The 17199-nt window shown below is 68.5% G+C and carries 15 protein-coding genes and 1 pseudogene; 6 read left to right on the top strand and 10 right to left on the bottom strand.

Features of this window, described 5'->3' with window-relative positions:
* Nucleotides 1-96 precede the first annotated feature (96 nt).
* Nucleotides 97-2166 (top strand): alpha/beta hydrolase family protein, encoded by a 2070-nt coding sequence (locus tag FZ025_RS21300; RefSeq protein ID WP_046981051.1) that lies wholly within the window; start codon nucleotides 97-99, stop codon nucleotides 2164-2166.
* 174 nt (nucleotides 2167-2340) lie between these two features.
* Complete coding sequence (locus tag FZ025_RS21295; protein ID WP_046981052.1) at nucleotides 2341-3570, top strand: DUF819 family protein; 1230 nt, start codon at nucleotides 2341-2343, stop codon at nucleotides 3568-3570.
* A gap of 100 nt (nucleotides 3571-3670) precedes the next feature.
* On the opposite strand, the gene FZ025_RS21290 is transcribed toward FZ025_RS21295, so the two are convergent.
* Entirely contained in the window at nucleotides 3671-4867 is a 1197-nt protein-coding gene (locus FZ025_RS21290) for a Tle-like phospholipase domain-containing protein (RefSeq protein ID WP_046981053.1), read from the bottom strand.
* A 34-nt stretch (nucleotides 4868-4901) separates the two neighbouring features.
* Entirely contained in the window at nucleotides 4902-5669 is a 768-nt protein-coding gene (locus tag FZ025_RS21285) for an ankyrin repeat domain-containing protein (protein WP_046981054.1), read from the bottom strand.
* Between the two features lie 312 nt (nucleotides 5670-5981).
* Between FZ025_RS21285 and FZ025_RS21280 the strand changes: the two genes are divergently transcribed.
* Complete coding sequence (locus FZ025_RS21280; RefSeq protein ID WP_046981055.1) at nucleotides 5982-6671, top strand: HAD-IA family hydrolase; 690 nt, start codon at nucleotides 5982-5984, stop codon at nucleotides 6669-6671.
* A gap of 129 nt (nucleotides 6672-6800) precedes the next feature.
* Here FZ025_RS21280 and FZ025_RS21275 read toward each other — a convergent pair whose 3' ends face one another.
* Both FZ025_RS21275 and FZ025_RS21270 read right to left on the bottom strand, forming a co-directional pair.
* Nucleotides 6801-7025, bottom strand: a complete 225-nt coding sequence (locus tag FZ025_RS21275; RefSeq protein ID WP_046981056.1) for a YbdD/YjiX family protein — start codon at nucleotides 7023-7025, stop codon at nucleotides 6801-6803.
* Nucleotides 7025-9097 (bottom strand): carbon starvation CstA family protein, encoded by a 2073-nt coding sequence (locus tag FZ025_RS21270; protein ID WP_046981057.1) that lies wholly within the window; start codon nucleotides 9095-9097, stop codon nucleotides 7025-7027. Before FZ025_RS21270 ends, FZ025_RS21275 begins: the two co-directional genes overlap by 1 nt.
* 475 nt (nucleotides 9098-9572) lie before the next feature.
* On the opposite strand from FZ025_RS21270, the pseudogene FZ025_RS21265 reads away from it, so the two are divergent.
* Nucleotides 9573-10431 (top strand): annotated as a pseudogene (locus FZ025_RS21265) (pirin family protein).
* 89 nt (nucleotides 10432-10520) lie between these two features.
* Here the strand turns inward: FZ025_RS21265 and FZ025_RS21260 are convergent.
* On the bottom strand, nucleotides 10521-10991 hold the full coding sequence (locus tag FZ025_RS21260) for a hypothetical protein (RefSeq protein ID WP_046981069.1): 471 nt from the start codon (nucleotides 10989-10991) through the stop codon (nucleotides 10521-10523).
* A 309-nt stretch (nucleotides 10992-11300) separates the two neighbouring features.
* A complete protein-coding gene (locus FZ025_RS21255) occupies nucleotides 11301-12170 on the bottom strand; it encodes a pirin family protein (protein ID WP_046981058.1) in 870 nt (289 codons plus the stop codon).
* Nucleotides 12171-12211: 41 nt separating this feature from the next.
* On the opposite strand from FZ025_RS21255, the gene FZ025_RS21250 reads away from it, so the two are divergent.
* Nucleotides 12212-12991 (top strand): hypothetical protein, encoded by a 780-nt coding sequence (locus FZ025_RS21250; protein WP_146093516.1) that lies wholly within the window; start codon nucleotides 12212-12214, stop codon nucleotides 12989-12991.
* Here FZ025_RS21250 and nfi read toward each other — a convergent pair.
* Entirely contained in the window at nucleotides 12988-13716 is a 729-nt protein-coding gene (gene nfi / locus FZ025_RS21245) for a deoxyribonuclease V (RefSeq protein WP_046981060.1), read from the bottom strand. The genes FZ025_RS21250 and nfi overlap by 4 nt on opposite strands.
* A gap of 354 nt (nucleotides 13717-14070) precedes the next feature.
* Between nfi and gpmA the strand changes: the two genes are divergently transcribed.
* A complete protein-coding gene (gene gpmA / locus FZ025_RS21240) occupies nucleotides 14071-14820 on the top strand; it encodes a 2,3-diphosphoglycerate-dependent phosphoglycerate mutase (RefSeq protein ID WP_046981061.1) in 750 nt (249 codons plus the stop codon).
* 44 nt (nucleotides 14821-14864) lie between these two features.
* Here gpmA and FZ025_RS22615 read toward each other — a convergent pair whose 3' ends face one another.
* The 3 genes from FZ025_RS22615 to FZ025_RS21225 all read right to left on the bottom strand — a co-directional run bounded on the left by FZ025_RS22615 (nucleotide 14865) and on the right by FZ025_RS21225 (nucleotide 17188).
* Nucleotides 14865-15182: a hypothetical protein gene (locus FZ025_RS22615; RefSeq protein ID WP_046981062.1), complete on the bottom strand. Its 318-nt coding sequence runs from the start codon at nucleotides 15180-15182 to the stop codon at nucleotides 14865-14867.
* Between the two features lie 97 nt (nucleotides 15183-15279).
* Nucleotides 15280-16350: a protein-glutamate methylesterase/protein-glutamine glutaminase gene (locus FZ025_RS21230; RefSeq protein WP_046981063.1), complete on the bottom strand. Its 1071-nt coding sequence runs from the start codon at nucleotides 16348-16350 to the stop codon at nucleotides 15280-15282.
* A gap of 31 nt (nucleotides 16351-16381) precedes the next feature.
* A complete protein-coding gene (locus tag FZ025_RS21225; RefSeq protein ID WP_046981064.1) occupies nucleotides 16382-17188 on the bottom strand; it encodes a CheR family methyltransferase in 807 nt (268 codons plus the stop codon).
* Nucleotides 17189-17199: the final 11 nt, after the last annotated feature.

Below are 17199 nucleotides of genomic sequence, written 5' to 3'. Positions count from 1 at the left end.
AATCCCAACTCCCGGCCCCTCCATGACTTCATGCCTTTGCACCGCGCCCACCCAGCCGCCTACCATCGACGTTTTGCCGTATTCCGGAGACGCCCGATGACCTTGCGCTACGCCTTGCTGCCCCTGTGCCTGCTGACCGCGCTGCCTGCGCTGGCGGCGACCCGCGGTTTCGATGTCCGCGACATGGTGGCGCTGGAGCGGGTGTCCTCGCCGTTGCTGACTCCGGATGGCGGCAGCGTGATCTTCGCCAAGCGGCAACTGGACAAGGCCAGCGACAAGGCCAGCACCGGGCTGTGGCTGCGCGACCTGCGCACCCGCGATGCGGCGCCGCCGAAGCGGCTGACCCCGGACGGCTGGAACGTCAATTCGCCGGAGCTGTCGGCCGACGGCAAGACCGTGTACTTCCTCAGCGCCAAGTCCGGCCGCCAGCAGTTGTACGCGCTGCCGCTGGCCGGCGGCGCGCCGCGCCAGCTCACCGACTTCGCGCTGGACGTGGACAGCTACCACGTCGCCCCGCAGGGCGACCGCGTCGCCTTCAGCGCCGGCGTGTTCCAGGACTGCGGCTCGGACCTGGGTTGCACGCAGAAGCGGCTGGATGCGAAGAAGAACGCCAAGGCCAGCGGCGTGGTGTTCGACCAGTTGTTCGTGCGCCACTGGGACACCTGGAACGACGGCCGCCGCAACAGCCTGTTCGTCGCGCCGCTGCCCGGCGACGCCAAGGCCAAGCCGGTGCTCGGCGCCTCGGCGATCAGCGTGACCCTGGCCGGCGACATTGCGTCCAAGCCGTTCGGCGGCAGCGAGGACTACACCTGGGCGCCGGACGGGCAATCGCTGGTCGCCAGCGTGCGTGTGGCCGGGCGCGAGGAGCCGTGGTCGACCAACTTCGACCTGTACCGGCTGGATGCGGCGGGCAAGGCGGCGCCGATCAACCTGACCGCGGCCAACCTCGCATGGGACGCCGGCCCGGTATTCTCCGCCGACGGCAAGACCCTGTACTACCGCGCGATGCAGCGTCCGGGTTTCGAGGCCGACCGCTTCGGGCTGATGGCGATGGATGTGGCCAGCGGCAAGACCCGCGAGATCGCGCCGCAGTGGGACCGCTCGGCCGGCGAGATCGTGCTTTCGCACGACGGCGCCACGCTGTACACCACCGCCGACGACCTCGGCCAGCATCCGCTGTTCGTGGTGGACGTGGCCAGCGGCAAGGTCGCGGCCGTCGTCGCCGACGGCCATGTCGGCGCGCCGGCGCTCGCCGGCAGCACCTTGGCCTACACCCGCAACAGCCTCAAGAGCGGCGACCAGGTGTTCGTCGCCGATGCCGATGGCCAGCATCCGCGTGCGATCACCGCCAGCGCCGGCGAACAGCTGCCGGACGTGGCCTTCGGCGACTACGCGCAGTTCCAGTTCAAGGGCTGGAACGACGAGACCGTGCACGGCTACGTGGTCAAGCCGTGGAACTACCAGGAAGGCAAGACCTATCCGGTGGCGTTCCTGATCCATGGCGGTCCGCAGGGCAGTTTCGGCAACGGCTGGAGCAACCGCTGGAATCCGCAGACCTATGCGGGGCAGGGCTACGCGGTGGTGATGGTCGATTTCCACGGCTCCACCGGCTACGGCCAGGCGTTCACCGATGCGATCAGCCAGCACTGGGGCGACCGCCCGCTGGAAGACCTGCAGAAGGGCTGGGCCGCGGCGCAGCAGCAGTACACATTCCTGGACGGCGACAAGGCCTGCGCGCTCGGCGCCAGCTACGGCGGCTACATGGTGTACTGGATGGCCGGCAACTGGAACCAGCCGTGGAAGTGCCTGGTCGACCACGATGGCGTGTTCGACAATCGCACGATGGGCTACGCCACCGAGGAACTGTGGTTCAGCGAGTGGGAGAACGGCGGCACGCCGTGGCAGAACCCGGCCGGCTACGAGAAGTTCAACCCGGTGCTGCACGTGGACAAGTGGAAGGTGCCGATGCTGGTGATCCACGGCCAGCAGGATTTCCGCATCCCGGTGGAGCAGGGCCTGGCCGCGTTCAGTGCGCTGCAGCGCAAGGGCATCGAATCCAAGTTCCTGTACTTCCCGGACGAGAACCACTGGGTGCTGAAGCCGCAGAACAGCATCCTGTGGCACGACACGGTGAATGGCTGGTTGAAGCAGCATATCGGGCAGTGATGCCGGGATTGGGGATTCGGGATTCGGGATTTGGACTCAGGACTCGGGACTGGTCTCACGGATGAGTGACCCATTCCATCCGCTGCGTCGATCGATGGCGCGGCGCTCGCGTTCGCGCCGTCCGGCTTTGCTCTTGCGAGTCCCGATTCCCCTGTCCCGAGTCCCGGCTTCCCAATGATCCACAACGACATCGTCATCTTCGGCCTGATCGCCGCCACGCTCGGCGCGGTGTTCTGGACCGCGGCGCGGCCGCGCGGATTCTGGAAGCGCTTCTACGGCGTGGTGCCCGCGTTGCTGCTGTGCTACCTGATTCCCGGCATCTACAACACCGTCGGCCTGATCGACGGGCAGCACAACCGCCTGTACGACCCGGTCGCGCGCGACGTGCTGCTGCCGGCGGCACTGGTGCTGCTGACCCTCACCATCGACCTGAAAGGCATCCTGCGCCTGGGTCCCAAGCTGGTGGCGATGTATCTGGGCGCCTCCTTCAGCATCATGCTCGGTGCGGTGGTCGCGTTCCAGCTGATGCAGTGGCTGCATCCGGCCACGGTGGCCGGCGATACCTGGGCGGGCATGGCCGCACTGGCCGGCAGCTGGATCGGCGGCGGCGCCAACATGCTGGCGATGCGCGAGGTGTTCAACGTCGATGCCACCACCTTCGGCCAGTTCGCGGTGGTCGATGTCGGCGTCGGTTACGTGTGGATGGCCTTGCTGATCTTCCTCGCCCCGCGCGCGGCGGCGATCGATGCGCGCAGCGGCGCCGACACCCGCGGCATCGACGATCTGAAACAGCGCATCGCGCAGTTCCAGGCGCAGCACGAGCGCGTCGCCAGCCTGACCGACCTGATGCTGATCGTCGGCCTCGCGTTCGGCGCGGTCGGCCTGGCGCACGCGATCGCGGCGCCGACCGCGGCGTGGTTCGCGGCCAACGTGGTCTGGGCCAAGCAGTTCAGCCTCGGCTCGCCGTTCGTGTGGGTGGTGGTGCTGTCCACCACGATCGGCCTGCTGCTGAGCTTCACCCGCGCGCGCACCCTGGAAGGCGCCGGCGCCTCGCGCATCGGCTCGCTGCTGCTGTATTTCCTGATCGCCTGCATCGGCATGCAGATGGACCTGCTGGCGCTGTTCGACCGGCCGTGGATCTTCCTGCTCGGGCTGATCTGGCTGTGCGTGCACATCCTGCTGTTGCTGGCGCTGGGCAAGCTGCTGCGGGTGCCGTTCTTCTATTTCGCGATCGGCTCGCAGAGCAACGTCGGCGGTCCGGCCTCGGCGCCGGTGGTGGCCGCGGCGTTCCATCCAGCGCTGGCGCCGGTCGGCGTGCTGCTGGGCACGATGGGCTATGCCACCGGCACCTATCTGGCGTATCTGGTCGGGATCGCCTTGCGCGCGATGGCGGGAGCGCCGTAGCGCACCGTCATGCCCCTGTAGGAGCGGCTTCAGCCGCGACGGGCGTTGCCGATACGTTCTGTCGCGGCTGAAGCCGCTCCTACAGGGGATTCGCCGCGGTCTATTGCTGAAGCGCGACCCGGCGCTGCTGCTCTTCCTGCTGCGGCGCGTTCGCCTGCAGGTTCTGCTGCTGCAACTGGCCGACATTGGCCTGTGCCGGTTCGCTCGCCGCCGCCGCGGTGTGCACCTGGCTGCGCAGATGCGCCGGGTCGTCGGCGCGGCCCTGCACCGCGAACAGGCGGTCGCCGTCGCGGCTGGGCATCAGCTGGTCGATCTGTTTCAGGCCATCGTGGCCGGCCTGCGCGGCGACGCTGGCGGCGGTGTTGAGAAACTGCGCATCGTCGCGCAGGCCGAGCCGCGCGCGCTGCCCGTCCAGCTGCACCACCGCATCGTTGAACAGGCGGCTACCGGTCGGCATCGCCCGTTCCTGGGTCTGCGTGTGGCTCTGCGATTCCAGTTCCTGCGCCTTGATCACCGAATCGATGCCGTGCAGGTCCAGGCGATGCTTGAGCATCATCCCCGGCACCAGACGCTGGCCGAACGACAGCGGATCCGGGTCGGGCAGCTGGATCTGCTGGCCGGCGGCGTCGGGCATCGCCCACTTCAGCGGGATGCTGTCTTCCTGCAGGTGGGTCAGCAGTTCGTTCTTGACGTGGTAGCCGCGGATCAGGCCGTCGGCGGCATAGGCCTTGGCCGCCGACGCATCCAGGCCTTCGCGCTCCAGGGTGCGGTCGTTGACCCCGGCGGCGTTGTAGGTGACCGCCGGCACGTCGTTGAGCATCGCCGCGGCCGCGGCCAGGCCGCCGCCGAGCGAATGCCCGGAGATCATCAGATCCTGGCCGAAGGCCTGCCTGGCCTGGCTGCCGAGCTGGATCGCCGAGGCGTATTGCGCGTCGGCAAAGCCCAGGCCCTGGCCGATGTTGTGCTTCCAGTCCTTGCCTTCGTCGGTGCCGCAGAACGCCAGCACCACGTTGCCCTGCGCGTTGCGGTAGAACGCCGCGTCGAAGCCGCTCTTGGCGTCGTGCAGCATGCTCGGGTCGATGCCGGCGCGCTGCACCGCGCCATCGTCCAGGCGGGTCCAGCCGTCGGGCAGCGTGGCGAAGCTTTCCGCGCCGCCGGCGCGGCGCTGGGCGGCGGTGCTGTAGAGGTCCTGCAGCAAGGTCGGAAGTTGCGTGTCCACCGGCTGCGGCTGCTGGCTGCGGACGGCCTCGGCAAAGGGGGCGGAGGCGGCGGTGTCGGGAAGATCGTTCGTGCTCATGCGCGGCTCCTTGCGTGTGCTGCGAACGCCCGCCTCAGCGGGCCGCTTCCAGGGGAATGGCGTGGGCGCTCAACCACTCGCGCACTGCCGTGCGGGTCTGCTGCGCAGTGCTGTTGAGCAGGCGCTCGGGCGTGGCGAAGAAATACGCCTGGAAGGTCTTCTGCTGCGCGTTGCGCAGGCCCGGATCGACCCCGGCCTGCAGCAGTTTCAGCACCCACGGATTGCCGGCGCTGCTCTGCGCGGCCAGGTGCAGCAGCGAGTTGCCGCTGGCATCGACCCGATGCGGATCGGCGCCGGCCTGCAGCAGCAATTGAATCTGTTCGTCGCGCTTGCTCTGCACCGCGCGGAACAGCGGCGTCCAGTTGCCGCGCGCGCTGACCGGATCGACCGGCGCACCGTGCTGCAGCAGGATCCTCAGGTAGTGCGGGTCCTTGGCCATCGCCGCCATGTGCACCACGGTTTCCTGGTCCATGCCCGGTTCGGCCGGGTTGGCGCCGGCGTCCAGCAGCGCGCCAAGCGCGCGCGGCTGTTCGTTCCAGATCGCGTATTCGAGCAGGGTGACGTTCTGATCGCCGTGCGCGGACAGGTCCACGCCCGGGGCCAGTGCGGCGATACGGGCGGCGTCGCCGCGCGCGACGGCGGCGGCGATGTCGGCGAGGTGGGGATCGCGGAACGCGACCGAGTGATCCTGCAGCGTGGCTGACATGGCAGATTGCTCCTTGGCGCCGGGCGGGGCGGCGCATGAGACCGAGATGGACATCGAGGTCGCAAGCGCGATCAGGACGGGGAACTGCTTGCGCATGGAGGGCTCCTTTTCCTGTTCGCGTTCCTGTTGCCGGTGACGACGATCCTTGCCACCGTGACCCATGCTAGCAGCTGTCCGACACCGGTTCGGTAAGGTTTTGTTACAGCGTTCGCGCGATCCGCGCACGGGCCAGGTGCGGTGGAGCGCCGATTCACTGGAAGCGAAGGTTTGCGCCGGGAGCGGGCGGCCGCCTGATTGCTGCGCAGCCCACGCGGCGCATGGCGTGCGCCGGCGCGCGTGGGCGCTGCCGCACGCAGGCGGCGTACATGCGCAGCTTGGCATAATGCGGGTTTCACCGAGGCCCCTGCGATGACCGCGACCACCCCCTTCGACCTGTTGATCAGCGACTGCGACGGCGTGCTCGTCGACAGCGAGGTGCTGGCCGACCGGGTCATGCTCGAGGCGCTGGGCGCGTACGTGCCGCGGGCCGCGTTGGAGGCCTTCCTGGCCGGCAGCTTCGGCCAGACCGCGCACGAGATCGTGGAGCGGGTACAGCGGCATTTCGCGGTGCGCTTGCCGCCTGGCCTGTTCGACCAGATCCGGCAGCGTTCCGAAGCGTTGATCGCCGCCGAGGTGCAGCCGATCGAGGGCGTCCGCGAGGCCTTGCTGGCGCTACCGCTACCGCTGGCGGTCGCCTCCAACAGCCAGCGCCACAGCGTGGTGGCCTCGGTGGCGCGCGCCGGACTCGCCGAGCGGGTGGGCGGCAATATCTTCAGCGCCGACATGGTGGCGCGGCCGAAGCCGGCGCCGGATGTGTACCTGCTGGCCGCGCACACGCTGGGCGCGGCGCCGTCGCGGTGCCTGGTGATCGAGGACAGCGCCACCGGCGCCAGCGCGGCGCTGGCCGCGGGCATGACCGTGATCGGCTTCACCGGCGCCGCGCACATCCCGTCGGGCCATGCCGAGACCCTGCGCCAACTCGGCGTGTCGGCGGTGATGGAGCAGATGCGGCAGCTGCCGGACACTTACGCTGCACTGGTGCGCGCGGCGGCGGCGTAGCGATCAGTCGCGACAAGCGTTACCGGTAACGCGCGTCGCGACTGAAGTCGCTCCCACAAAGGTTGTCGTCCGCGCCGAAACTGTGCGCGGCCGCGCTGCCACCAATCCCGAATCCCCACTCCCGGCCTTTCAACAACAGCGAAACCCGCTCTTGCCGCCATAGCGCGCTTCCTGGCGCTCGCGGAAGAAGGTCGTGTAGTCCATCGGCTGCCGGTCGGGATGCTTTTCCAGCACGTGGCGCACGTAGTTGTCGTAGTCGGGGATGCCGCAGCACAGCCGCGCGGTCTGCACCAGGCGCCGCCACAGCCGGCGGTGCGCCTGGTACTGGCCGACCGGAACCAGGTCGTTGCTCATCACAGGTCCGCCATCTGCTGCGGCTGCAGCGCCACGTACGCGGTTTCCTTGTCGCTGCGCTGCGGGTTGCGGCGCGCGGCGAGGATGGTCTTGACCGCGTAGATCAGGATCGAGAGCACCACGAACAGGAACAACGCGGTCAGCCCGGTGTTGACGTAGGCGTTGGTGACGATCTGCTGCATCTGCGCCACCGTCTTGGCCGGCGCGGTGATGCTGCCGCTGGCGATCGCGTCCTGGAACTTGTGCGCCTGCGCCAGGAAGCCCTGCGCCGGATTCGGATCGAAGATCTTGATCAGCCCGGCGTAGGTGGTGCAGATCAGCAGCCAGGTCGCCGGCACGATGGTGACCCAGGCGTAGCGGTCGCGCTTCATCTTGAACAGCGCCACCGTGCCCAGCATCAGCGCGATGCCGGCGAGCATCTGGTTGGAGATGCCGAACAGCGGCCACAGCGTGCGGATGCCGCCGTACGGATCCTTGACCCCGGTGTACAGCAGGTAGCCCCACAGCGCCACGCAGCCGCCGGTGGCGACGATGTTGGCGCCCCACGACTCGGTCCTCTTCAGCGCCGGCACGAAGTTGCCGAGCAGGTCCTGCAGCATGAAGCGCCCGGCGCGGGTGCCGGCGTCGACCGCGGTGAGGATGAACAGCGCCTCGAACAGGATCGCGAAGTGGTACCAGAACGCCATCATGTTCTCGCCCGGCAGCAGCTGGTGCAGGACCTGCGCGATGCCCACCGCCAGGGTCGGCGCGCCCCCGGCGCGGGCCAGGATGGTGGTCTCGCCGATGTCGCGGGCGGTGGCCTCGAGCAGCTCGGGGGTGATCGCGAACCCCCATTCGCTGACCTTGGCCGCAACCGCGACGACGTCGCTGCCGACCATCGACGCCGGTGCGTTCATCGCGAAATACACGCCCGGCTCGATGATCGAGGCGGCGACCAGCGCCATCACCGCGACGAAGGATTCCATCAGCATGCCGCCGTAGCCGATGTAGCGCATGTGGCCTTCGTTGGCCAGCAGCTTGGGCGTGGTGCCGGAGGCGATCAGCGCATGGAAGCCGGACACCGCGCCGCAGGCGATGGTGATGAACAGGAACGGGAAGATGCCGCCGGTCCATACCGGGCCCATGCCGTTGTGCGCGTATTGGGTCAGCGCCGGCATCTTCAGGTCCGGCATGACCACCAGGATGCCGATCGCCAGGGCGATGATGGTGCCGATCTTGAGGAAGGTGGACAGGTAGTCGCGCGGCGCCAGCAGCAGCCACACCGGCAGCACCGAGGCGACGAAGCCGTAGCCGATCAGCATCCAGGTGATCTGCACGTCGGTGAAGGTGAAGGCCGGGCCCCAGGTCGGATCGGCGGCGACCTTGCCGCCGAACCAGATCGCGGCCAGCAGCAGGATCAGGCCGACGATCGAGATCTCGCCGATCTTGCCGGGGCGGATGTAGCGCATGTACACGCCCATCAGCAGCGCGATCGGCATCGTCGCGATCACCGTGAACATGCCCCACGGACTCTCCGCCAGCGCCTTGACCACCACCATCGCCAGCACCGCCAGGATGATGATCATGATCAGGAACGCGCCGAACAGGGCGATGGTGCCGGGCACCTGGCCCATCTCCTCGCGCACCAGGTCGCCGAGCGAGCGGCCGTTGCGGCGGCTGGACAGGAACAGCACCACGAAGTCCTGCACCGCGCCGGCGAACACCACGCCGACCACCAGCCACAGTAGCCCGGGCAGGTAGCCCATCTGCGCGGCGAGCACCGGCCCGACCAGCGGCCCGGCGCCGGCGATGGCGGCGAAGTGGTGGCCGAACAGCACGTGCTTGTTGGTCGGCACGTAGTCCAGGCCGTCGTTGTTGAGCACCGCCGGGGTGGCCCGGGTGGGGTCCAGCTGCATCACCTTGGTGGCGATGAACAGGCTGTAGAAGCGATAGGCGATCAGGTAGATCGAGACCGCGGCGACCACGATCCACAGCGCGTTGATGTGTTCGCCGCGGCGCAGGGCGATGGTGCCCAGGCAGAACGCCGCCAGCACCGCGAGCGCGGCCCAGGCCAGTTTGGAAAACCCTTTCATGCAGATCGCTCCCCCACGAGATTCCTGCAAGGGTCGCCCCGATGGCCTTGGGGGTCAATGCCGGGACAGGTCTCGGTCCTAGTACTTTGGTCGTAGGCCGCGGCGTATTCGACGATCACGCGGGTCGCGGGGACGCATGCCTGGCCGTGGCGATGGGGTAGGCGGCGCGTCGAGACGGACTTTGCCTGATCGTTAGGTATCGCGCGGGGCGTCGGATGCGAGAGCGCGGCGGCGGGATCGTCGGGCCTGGTTGCAGTCGGGACTGAAGTCTCTCCCACAAGAGCGAGTATCGCCGGCAGGTGCACGTGTACCGGCATCGACACCTGCATCGCGCCACGCCGTGCCACGCCACGCCAGCGCACCCGGCGCACGGCCGGTCGGCGGCGCCGCGATGGAACGATGGGTTGCGCTGATCGCGATTGGCCGCCGGCAGCGGCACGCCCATATTCGGTGCTTCACCAGGAGATCGCCTGCCATGACCGACACTCTTACCGCCACCCCCGCGCGCATCGCGCGCACGATCCGTGGCCGCGCCACCGCCGACGGCGATGGGGTCAGGCTGACCCGCGTCATCGGCGGCGCCGAACTGCCCGAGCTGGATCCGTTCCTGCTGCTCGATGAATTCGGCACCGACCGCGCCGAGGACTACATCGGCGGTTTCCCCAGCCATCCGCACCGCGGCTTCGAAACCGTCACCTACATGCTCGACGGGCGCATGCGGCACAAGGACAACCACGGCAACGAAGGCCTGCTGACCCCCGGCAGCGTGCAATGGATGACTGCCGGCCGCGGCCTGGTGCATTCGGAGATGCCGGAGCAGGAGTCCGGGCGCATGCGCGGCTTCCAGCTGTGGGTGAACCTGCCGGCGCGCGACAAGATGACCGCGCCGCGCTACCAGGAGTTCGCGCCCGAGCGCATTCCGCTGGCGCAGCCGGCGCCGGGGGTGACGGTCAAGGTGATCGCCGGCCAGGTCGGCGATGTGCACGGGCCGATCGCGCAGCCGGCCACCGATCCGCTGTACCTGGACATCGTGCTCGATGCCGACGCGCGCTGGGACTACCTGCTGCCGGACGGGCACAACGTGTTCGCCTACGCCTACGAGGGCGCCGCGACGCTGGGCGAGGGCGAGGCCGCGCGCGCTGCCGGCGCAGACCCTGGCCGTGCTCGGCGGCGGCGATCTGCTGCAACTGCGGGCCGGCAACGCCGGCGCGCGGCTGATCCTGGTCGCCGGCCGGCCGTTGCGCGAGCCGGTGGCGCGGCACGGGCCGTTCGTGATGAACACCCGCGAGGAACTGATGCAGGCCTTCGTCGATTTCCAGGAAGGGCGGTTCTAGCGTTTTTCTGAGCTGCGGGTCTTCCCGGTAAAGCCCGTCGCGACTGAAGTCGCTCCCACAAGGGTTCATGCGCCGAAAGCCAGCCAGCCTCAGCGATCCAGCGCCACGCTGGTCGGGCGCATGTCCAGGCCCTGCACCAGCGACTGCAGCGATTGCAGTTCCTGCACGTCGCCGGCATCGATCCAGACCTGCGCGTAGCGGTTCTTGCTCAGCTCGACCACGGTGACCCGGCGCGAGGCCAGGCCCGGCGCATCGACCCCACCCAGATCGGGCCGGTACCAGTGCACGCTCTCGCCGGCGATGCTGCCTTTCTCTTCGCGTAGATTGCGCGCCAGCGGGATGTTCGGGTCGCGCGAGGTCAGCATCATGCCCAGCACCTGGCGGCCGTCGGCGGCCGTCGCGCGGCACACGATGAAGCCCTTGTCGCTGCGCTGGTTCCACTGCAGGTTGGCCTGCGGCGGCAGCGACGGGCAGTTCTGCGCCTGCTGCGCCATGGCCATGGCCGCCGCCAGCATGGCGGGCAGGAGCGACAGGCCGGTGAGCCGGTGTGCAACCCTCATTCGCGATGTCCCCATGCGCCGCCGCAACGCGGCGGCATCGATCTTCAGCGCACGCCGACGCAGGCCGGCACGGCACGTCACCCTCATTCCATTGCGGGATCCGCGTGCAGTGCATGCCCCTGCGCAATGCGTGTCCCGGTGTGCGGCTGCGTTGCCCGGCCGCTGTCGGAACCATAGCCCAGCGGGCGGCACTTGACAATTGGAATGCGGATCGAGGTGCGGCCGATCCGGCGCCCGTGCAGCAGGGGTTTGCCTGGATGCGATGCGGGCAGCGGCCCCGCGCGCCCAGCGGCATCGCGCCGGCGGGGCCTATTTGCCCGGCTCGGGCAGCGGGATGAATTCCTGGTCGTCGCCGGGGATCAGCCCGAAGCGGCCTTCGCGCCAGTCCTGCTTGGCCTGCTCGATGCGCTCGGTGGAGCTGGACACGAAGTTCCACCACAGGTGGCGCGGCCCGTCCAGCGGCTCGCCGCCCATCAGCATCGCCTTCAGCGGGGTCTTGGCGCGCAGCCGGCCGCGTGCGCCGGGTTCGGGCAGTACCAGGTAGCGTGCGGGGATGTCCACGCCGTCCAGCTGCGCCTCGCCTTCCAGCACATACAGCGAGCGCTGCACGTGGCCGCTGTCCAGGTCGATCTGCGCATCCGCGTCCAGGTCCAGCGCCACGTTCAGCGTGTCGGCGAACACCTTGACCGGCGATTCCTCGCCGTAGGCGCGGCCGGCGATCACCCGCAGCCACACGCCGTCGCGGCGCTGCTGCGGCAGGCTGGCGGCGGCGTGGTGGTAGAACGCCGGGGCGGTTTCCTCGGCCGATTTCGGCAGCGCCACCCAGGTCTGCATGCCGTGCAGCGGGTGCGGCTGCGCGCGCAGCGGCGTGGGCGTGCGCTCGGAATGGGCGATGCCGCGGCCGGCGGTCATCCAGTTGACGTCGCCGGCGCGGATCACCTGGTCCGAGCCGAGCGTATCGCGGTGGCCGATCTCGCCGGACCACAGGAAGGTCACCGTGGCCAGGCCGATATGCGGATGCGGGCGCACGTCCACGCCGCGGCCGGGTGCGAAGATCGCCGGGCCCATGTGGTCGACGAACACGAACGGGCCGACGCTGCGCGCCTGCAGGCTGGGCACCGCGCGGCGCACTTCGAAGCCGCCGATGTCGTGGACGCGGGGAGCGATCAGGGTGGGCATGCGCGGCCTCGCGGAGCGGGGAACAGGTGCACGAGCTTCGCATGCGCGGCCGTCGCGGTGGGAGCGCGGCGGCAAGACGGATTGTCCCGGACCGTGGCGTTTTCTTCTGTGAGACGGCGTGCTGCTGCGTGGTCCCGCAGCGCGCTGCGGGTCGCCACGGCGTCGGTGGTGGCATGCGATGCGCAAACGGCATGCGTGGCCGGCATGCAGGAGCGAAATCGCATAGTGCCGAAGAGCGCTCCTTTCTTGTCTGCAGTTTTGTAACTTTTGAATTCAATGATCGTCGGCGTATGGCAATAATCGAGCGCTGCGGCAAGGCCGGCACCGGCCTTGCCGCAGCATCGCAGCGCGTTCGCTGCATCCATCCCCTTGAAATGGAAAACATCCAGATGAACCACTCGTCGAAGCATGGCAACACCGTCAAGGCCATACTGTGGATCGTGCTGCCGCTGGCGTCGTTTGCTGCCGCGTTGGCACATGCGGAAAAAAATCCTGTTGACCATAGGGAATTGTTCCTCGTTGTCGACAATACCCTGTGGAATGCAGAAGCGCTGATGCTGGAGCATGAAGGGTCCAGGGATTGCTATGCCGCCAAATATGGAGTACCAACTTATTTCATATTACCGCCGCCGCCGCTGCCGCTTAACAATACGGATTATCTGGCGATCGGCATGTCGTCCAGAGATTGCGCCGAAGGAACCGGCATACCTGGCGTCAGCCTCCAGTTCACGATGAAGGCCAACGAGCCCGATAATGTAGCGGATATCACGATCGCCGCTGACGGCATCCAGGTCGCATACGCACACTTCATAGGCAACTAGAGTAAAAGCCGTGATCGACCGATGATACCGGCGGCCTGCACCGCCACCTCGCCGCGGCGCGAGGCCAGCCGGTCGGCCAGGCGGGTCGGCTCCGGCAGCCGGTAGCCGCGCAGGTAGCGCAGGGTCCAGTGCAGCGCGCTGTCCACCGCGACGCGGTGGCCGGGCGAGACGATCAACGGATTGCAGCGCGGCTTGCTGCGCAGCGCCCAGCCGACGGTCTCGCCGCGGTGCACGATCGGGCTGCGTTCGCCGGCCTGCGGCCCGGGTTCGTCATAGCGCCCGGCCAGCAACTTCTTGGCCACGCCGATGCTGGGCAGGCCGCTGACCACGCCGAAGTGCGCGGCGATGCCGAGCCGGCGCGGATGGGCGATGCCCTGGCCGTCGACGAACACCAGGTCCGGGCGCTGCCGCAGCAAGCCCAGCGCGGCCAGCAGCGCCGGCAGTTCGCGAAAGCTCAGCAGGCCCGGCACGTAGGGCATCGAGGTCGGCACGCGGGCGATCTCGGCCTGCTGCGGCTGCAAGGTTTCGGCGTCGATCAGCACCGCCGCGGCGCGGGTGATGCGGCCTTCGTCCTCGAAACCGACATCGAACCCGGCCAGCCAGCGCGGCGGGTCCGCCACTTCGTCCTGCAGCCGTACCTGCCTGGCCAGCGTGGCCTGCAGCGCCCGCGCCTGCATGAGGCTGCCGTCCCAGTCGCCGAAGACCTTGTGCGAAGGAGTGTCCATGTGGCGATGATCGCGCGGTGGTCGTGGCTGTGGCGTGGAGGAGCTGGGAATGGGGAAACGGGAATGGGGAATCGTTGAAGCAGGTTCCTGATCGATGCCTGGCGACGAGAGGTCGCGGTCTCGACAAGAGGGTGACGGTCGTCAGCGCCGATCCGCTTGCGTTCCGGCGTAGCGCCAGCCCGGCCCGCCTTTTAGGAGCGGCTTCAGCCGCGACAGATCGCCAGACGGCAAGGCGCGCTGGAACGCCAGGCCGTTTCCCATTCCCCATTCCCATTTCCCCATTCCCAGCCGTCACATCCCGCTACAATCCAGGGCCGCACGACCCACGCATTCCCCCCAACGGAGACCGTCGCAGTGACCCGCAAACTCGTACTGTTGCGCCATGGCCAGAGCCAGTGGAACCTGGATAACCGCTTCACCGGCTGGGTGGACGTGGATCTCACCGAGCAGGGCCGCCAGGAAGCCGCCGCCGCCGGCCGCCTGCTGCGCGAGGAGGGGCTGCAGTTCGACGTGGCGCATACCTCGGTGCTCAAGCGCGCCATCCACACCCTGCAGGGCGCATTGAAGGAACTGGACCAGGACTGGCTGCCGGTGCACAAGAGCTGGCGCCTCAACGAGCGCCACTACGGCGGCCTGCAGGGCCTGGACAAGGCCGAGACCGCGGCCAGGCACGGCGAGGAGCAGGTCAAGATCTGGCGCCGTTCCTACGACATTCCGCCGCCGCCGATGGACGCCGCCGATCCGGGCCATCCGCTGCACGATCGCCGCTACGCCACCCTCGACCGCAACGCGCTGCCGGCCACCGAGTCGCTGGCGACCACGCTCGAGCGCGTGCTGCCGTACTGGCACGATGCGATCGCGCCGCAGCTGAAGGCCGGGCAGACCGTGCTGGTCACCGCGCACGGCAACTCGCTGCGCGCGCTGTACAAGTATTTGAACGGCGTCTCGCGCGAGGAAATCCTGGAGCTCAACATCCCCACCGGCATCCCGCTGTTGTTCGAACTGGACGACGAATTGAAGGTGCAGTCCTACCGCTATCTCGGCGATCCGGAAGCGGCGAAGAAGGCGGCCGAGGCCGTGGCCAACCAGGGCAAGGCCAGGTAGCACGCCAGCAGATCCTGCCGGAGCCGTGAGCGCGCAAGGCGCCGTCAACCGTCGCCGCCCGCGTCCACCCACACCCGCATCTCGCCTTCGCCGCGGTTGGCCGCGGCGAAGCAGCGCACGAAGGCCAGGGTCTGCGCCTGCCGCGACGGCGGCGGCGCGTCGTCGCGGTACAGCGGCAAGGCGTCGGCCTGTGCCTCGTCGCGGCCGTGCAGGCGTTCGCCTTCGGCCTGCAGCAGCGCGGCCGCCGCAGACCTGGGAGCGCGAGCCGGAAGCGGGGATCTGGCGGCGTGCCGCGGCGCCAGATCGGCTGGTAGCCGGTGGAGTCGCAGGTGTAGCGGTGCAAGCTGCGCCAAGCTGCGCATTGTGCGACTTCAGTCGCGACGGGCCTTACCGATAAAGCCCGTCGCGACTGAAGTCGCACAAGTAACGGCAGCCTAACCCGAAACCGCGCTAGCCGAGCTACTGCACGATTTCGCGCGCCATCGATCCCAGCGGCAGGATCTTCTCCGCGCCGCCGCGCTTGATCGCTTCCTTGGGCATGCCGAACACCACGCTGCTCTGTTCGTCCTGGGCCACGGTGCGCGCGCCGGCCTGGCGCATCTCCAGCAGGCCGACCGCGCCGTCGTCGCCCATGCCGGTCATGATGATGCCCAGCGCATTGGCGCCGGCGGCGCGCGCGGCGGAGCGGAACAGCACGTCCACCGACGGCCGGTGCCGGTTCACCGGCGGCCCGTCCACCACCTCGACGAAATACTGCGCGCCGCTGCGGCGCAGCAGCATGTGCTTGCCGCCGGGCGCGATCAGCGCGCGGCCCGGGACCACGCGGTCGTTGTTGGCCGCTTCCTTCACCGAAATGTGGCACAGCGTGTCCAGCCGCGCGGCGAACGCGGCGGTGAACTTCTCCGGCATGTGCTGGACGATGACGATGCCGGGGCTGACCCGCGGCAGTGCGGTCAGCACTTCCTCCAGCGCCTGGGTGCCGCCGGTGGAGGTGCCGATCGCGATCACCCGTTCGGTGGTCTGCGCCAGCGGGCGTCCGCCCTGCGCCGGCAGGATCACGTCGGCGCTGTGCTTGACCTCCGCTTCCACCGGCGGCGCGGCGTTGCGTGCGGCCAGGCGCTTGACGTTGGCGCGCGCGGCGCTGCGCACCGTGGCCACCAGTTCCTCGGCCGAGTCGGTGAGGAACTGCTTCAGGCCGAGCTTGGGCTTGGTCACCACCGCCACCGCGCCGGCGGCCAGCGCGTCCATGGTCACCCGCGCGCCCTTCTCGGTGAGCGTGGAGCAGATCACCACCGGGGTGGGGCGCTCGCTCATGATCTTGCGCAGGAAGGTGATGCCGTCCATCTTCGGCATTTCCACGTCCAGCACGATCACGTCCGGCCATTGCTGGCGCATCTTGTCCATCGCCAGCAGCGGATCGGCGGCCGCGGCGATCACCTCGATGCCGGGCGCTTCGTTGAGCACCGCCACCAGCACCTGGCGCACCACCGCCGAATCGTCGACCACCATGGCCTTGATCGTCGTCGTCATCGGTCGTTCCTTTGAGTAGCGGCAGCGGTGCTCATGGCTTGCGGTACACCGCCGGCGCCACCTGCACGACCTCGTTGTTGACCTCGTTCAGGCTTTCCGAATGGCCGATGCAGAAGATGCCGCCGCGCTTGAGCGTGGACAGCACCCGCGCGACCACTTCGCGCTTGGTCTGGCCGTTGAAGTAGATCATCACGTTGCGCAGGAAGATCACGTCGAACTGGCCGAGGTTGGGCAGCGCGGTATTGAGGTTGGCATGCAGGAAGCGCACGTTGTCGCGCAGCTTGCGGTCGATCAGCAGGCTGCCTTCGTACTCGCCGCGGCCCTTCAGGCAGTAGCGCTTGAGCAGCGCCGGCGGCATGTGTTCGATGCGCTGCAGCGGATAGTGGCCGCTGCGCGCCTTGGCCAGCACGCGGGTGCTGATGTCGGTGCCGACCACTTCGTAGGGGCGGCCCTGCAGCGCGTCGTCCAGCACCATCGCCATGCTGTAGGCCTCCTCGCCGGTGGAACTGGCCGCGCTCCAGATGCGGAACGGCGCATTGCCCTTGTGCTCGCCGGCCAGCTTGCGCAGCAGGTCGAAGTGCTTGGGTTCGCGGAAGAAATAGGTTTCGTTGGTGGTCAGCAGGTCGATCGCGGTCTGCACCTCGGCGCCGCCTTCGCGGCTTTCCAGCAGCTTCAGGTACTGGGTGTAGGTCTGCAGCGAATGCGCCTTCAGGCGCTTGCCCAGGCGCCCGCACAGCATCGCCTTCTTGGCCGGGGAAATGGTGATGCCGGCGGCGTCGAAGATGAAGCGCTGGAACTTGCCGAATTCCTGCTCGGTGATGGTGTCGGTGCTGGTCATGGTGGTCCGGG

It is taken from the genome of Xanthomonas hyacinthi (assembly GCF_009769165.1).
In the GTDB taxonomy this organism is placed as follows: domain Bacteria; phylum Pseudomonadota; class Gammaproteobacteria; order Xanthomonadales; family Xanthomonadaceae; genus Xanthomonas_A; species Xanthomonas_A hyacinthi.
Note: the sequence above shows the minus strand (reverse complement) of the source record. Positions and strands in the feature narration are given on the sequence as shown.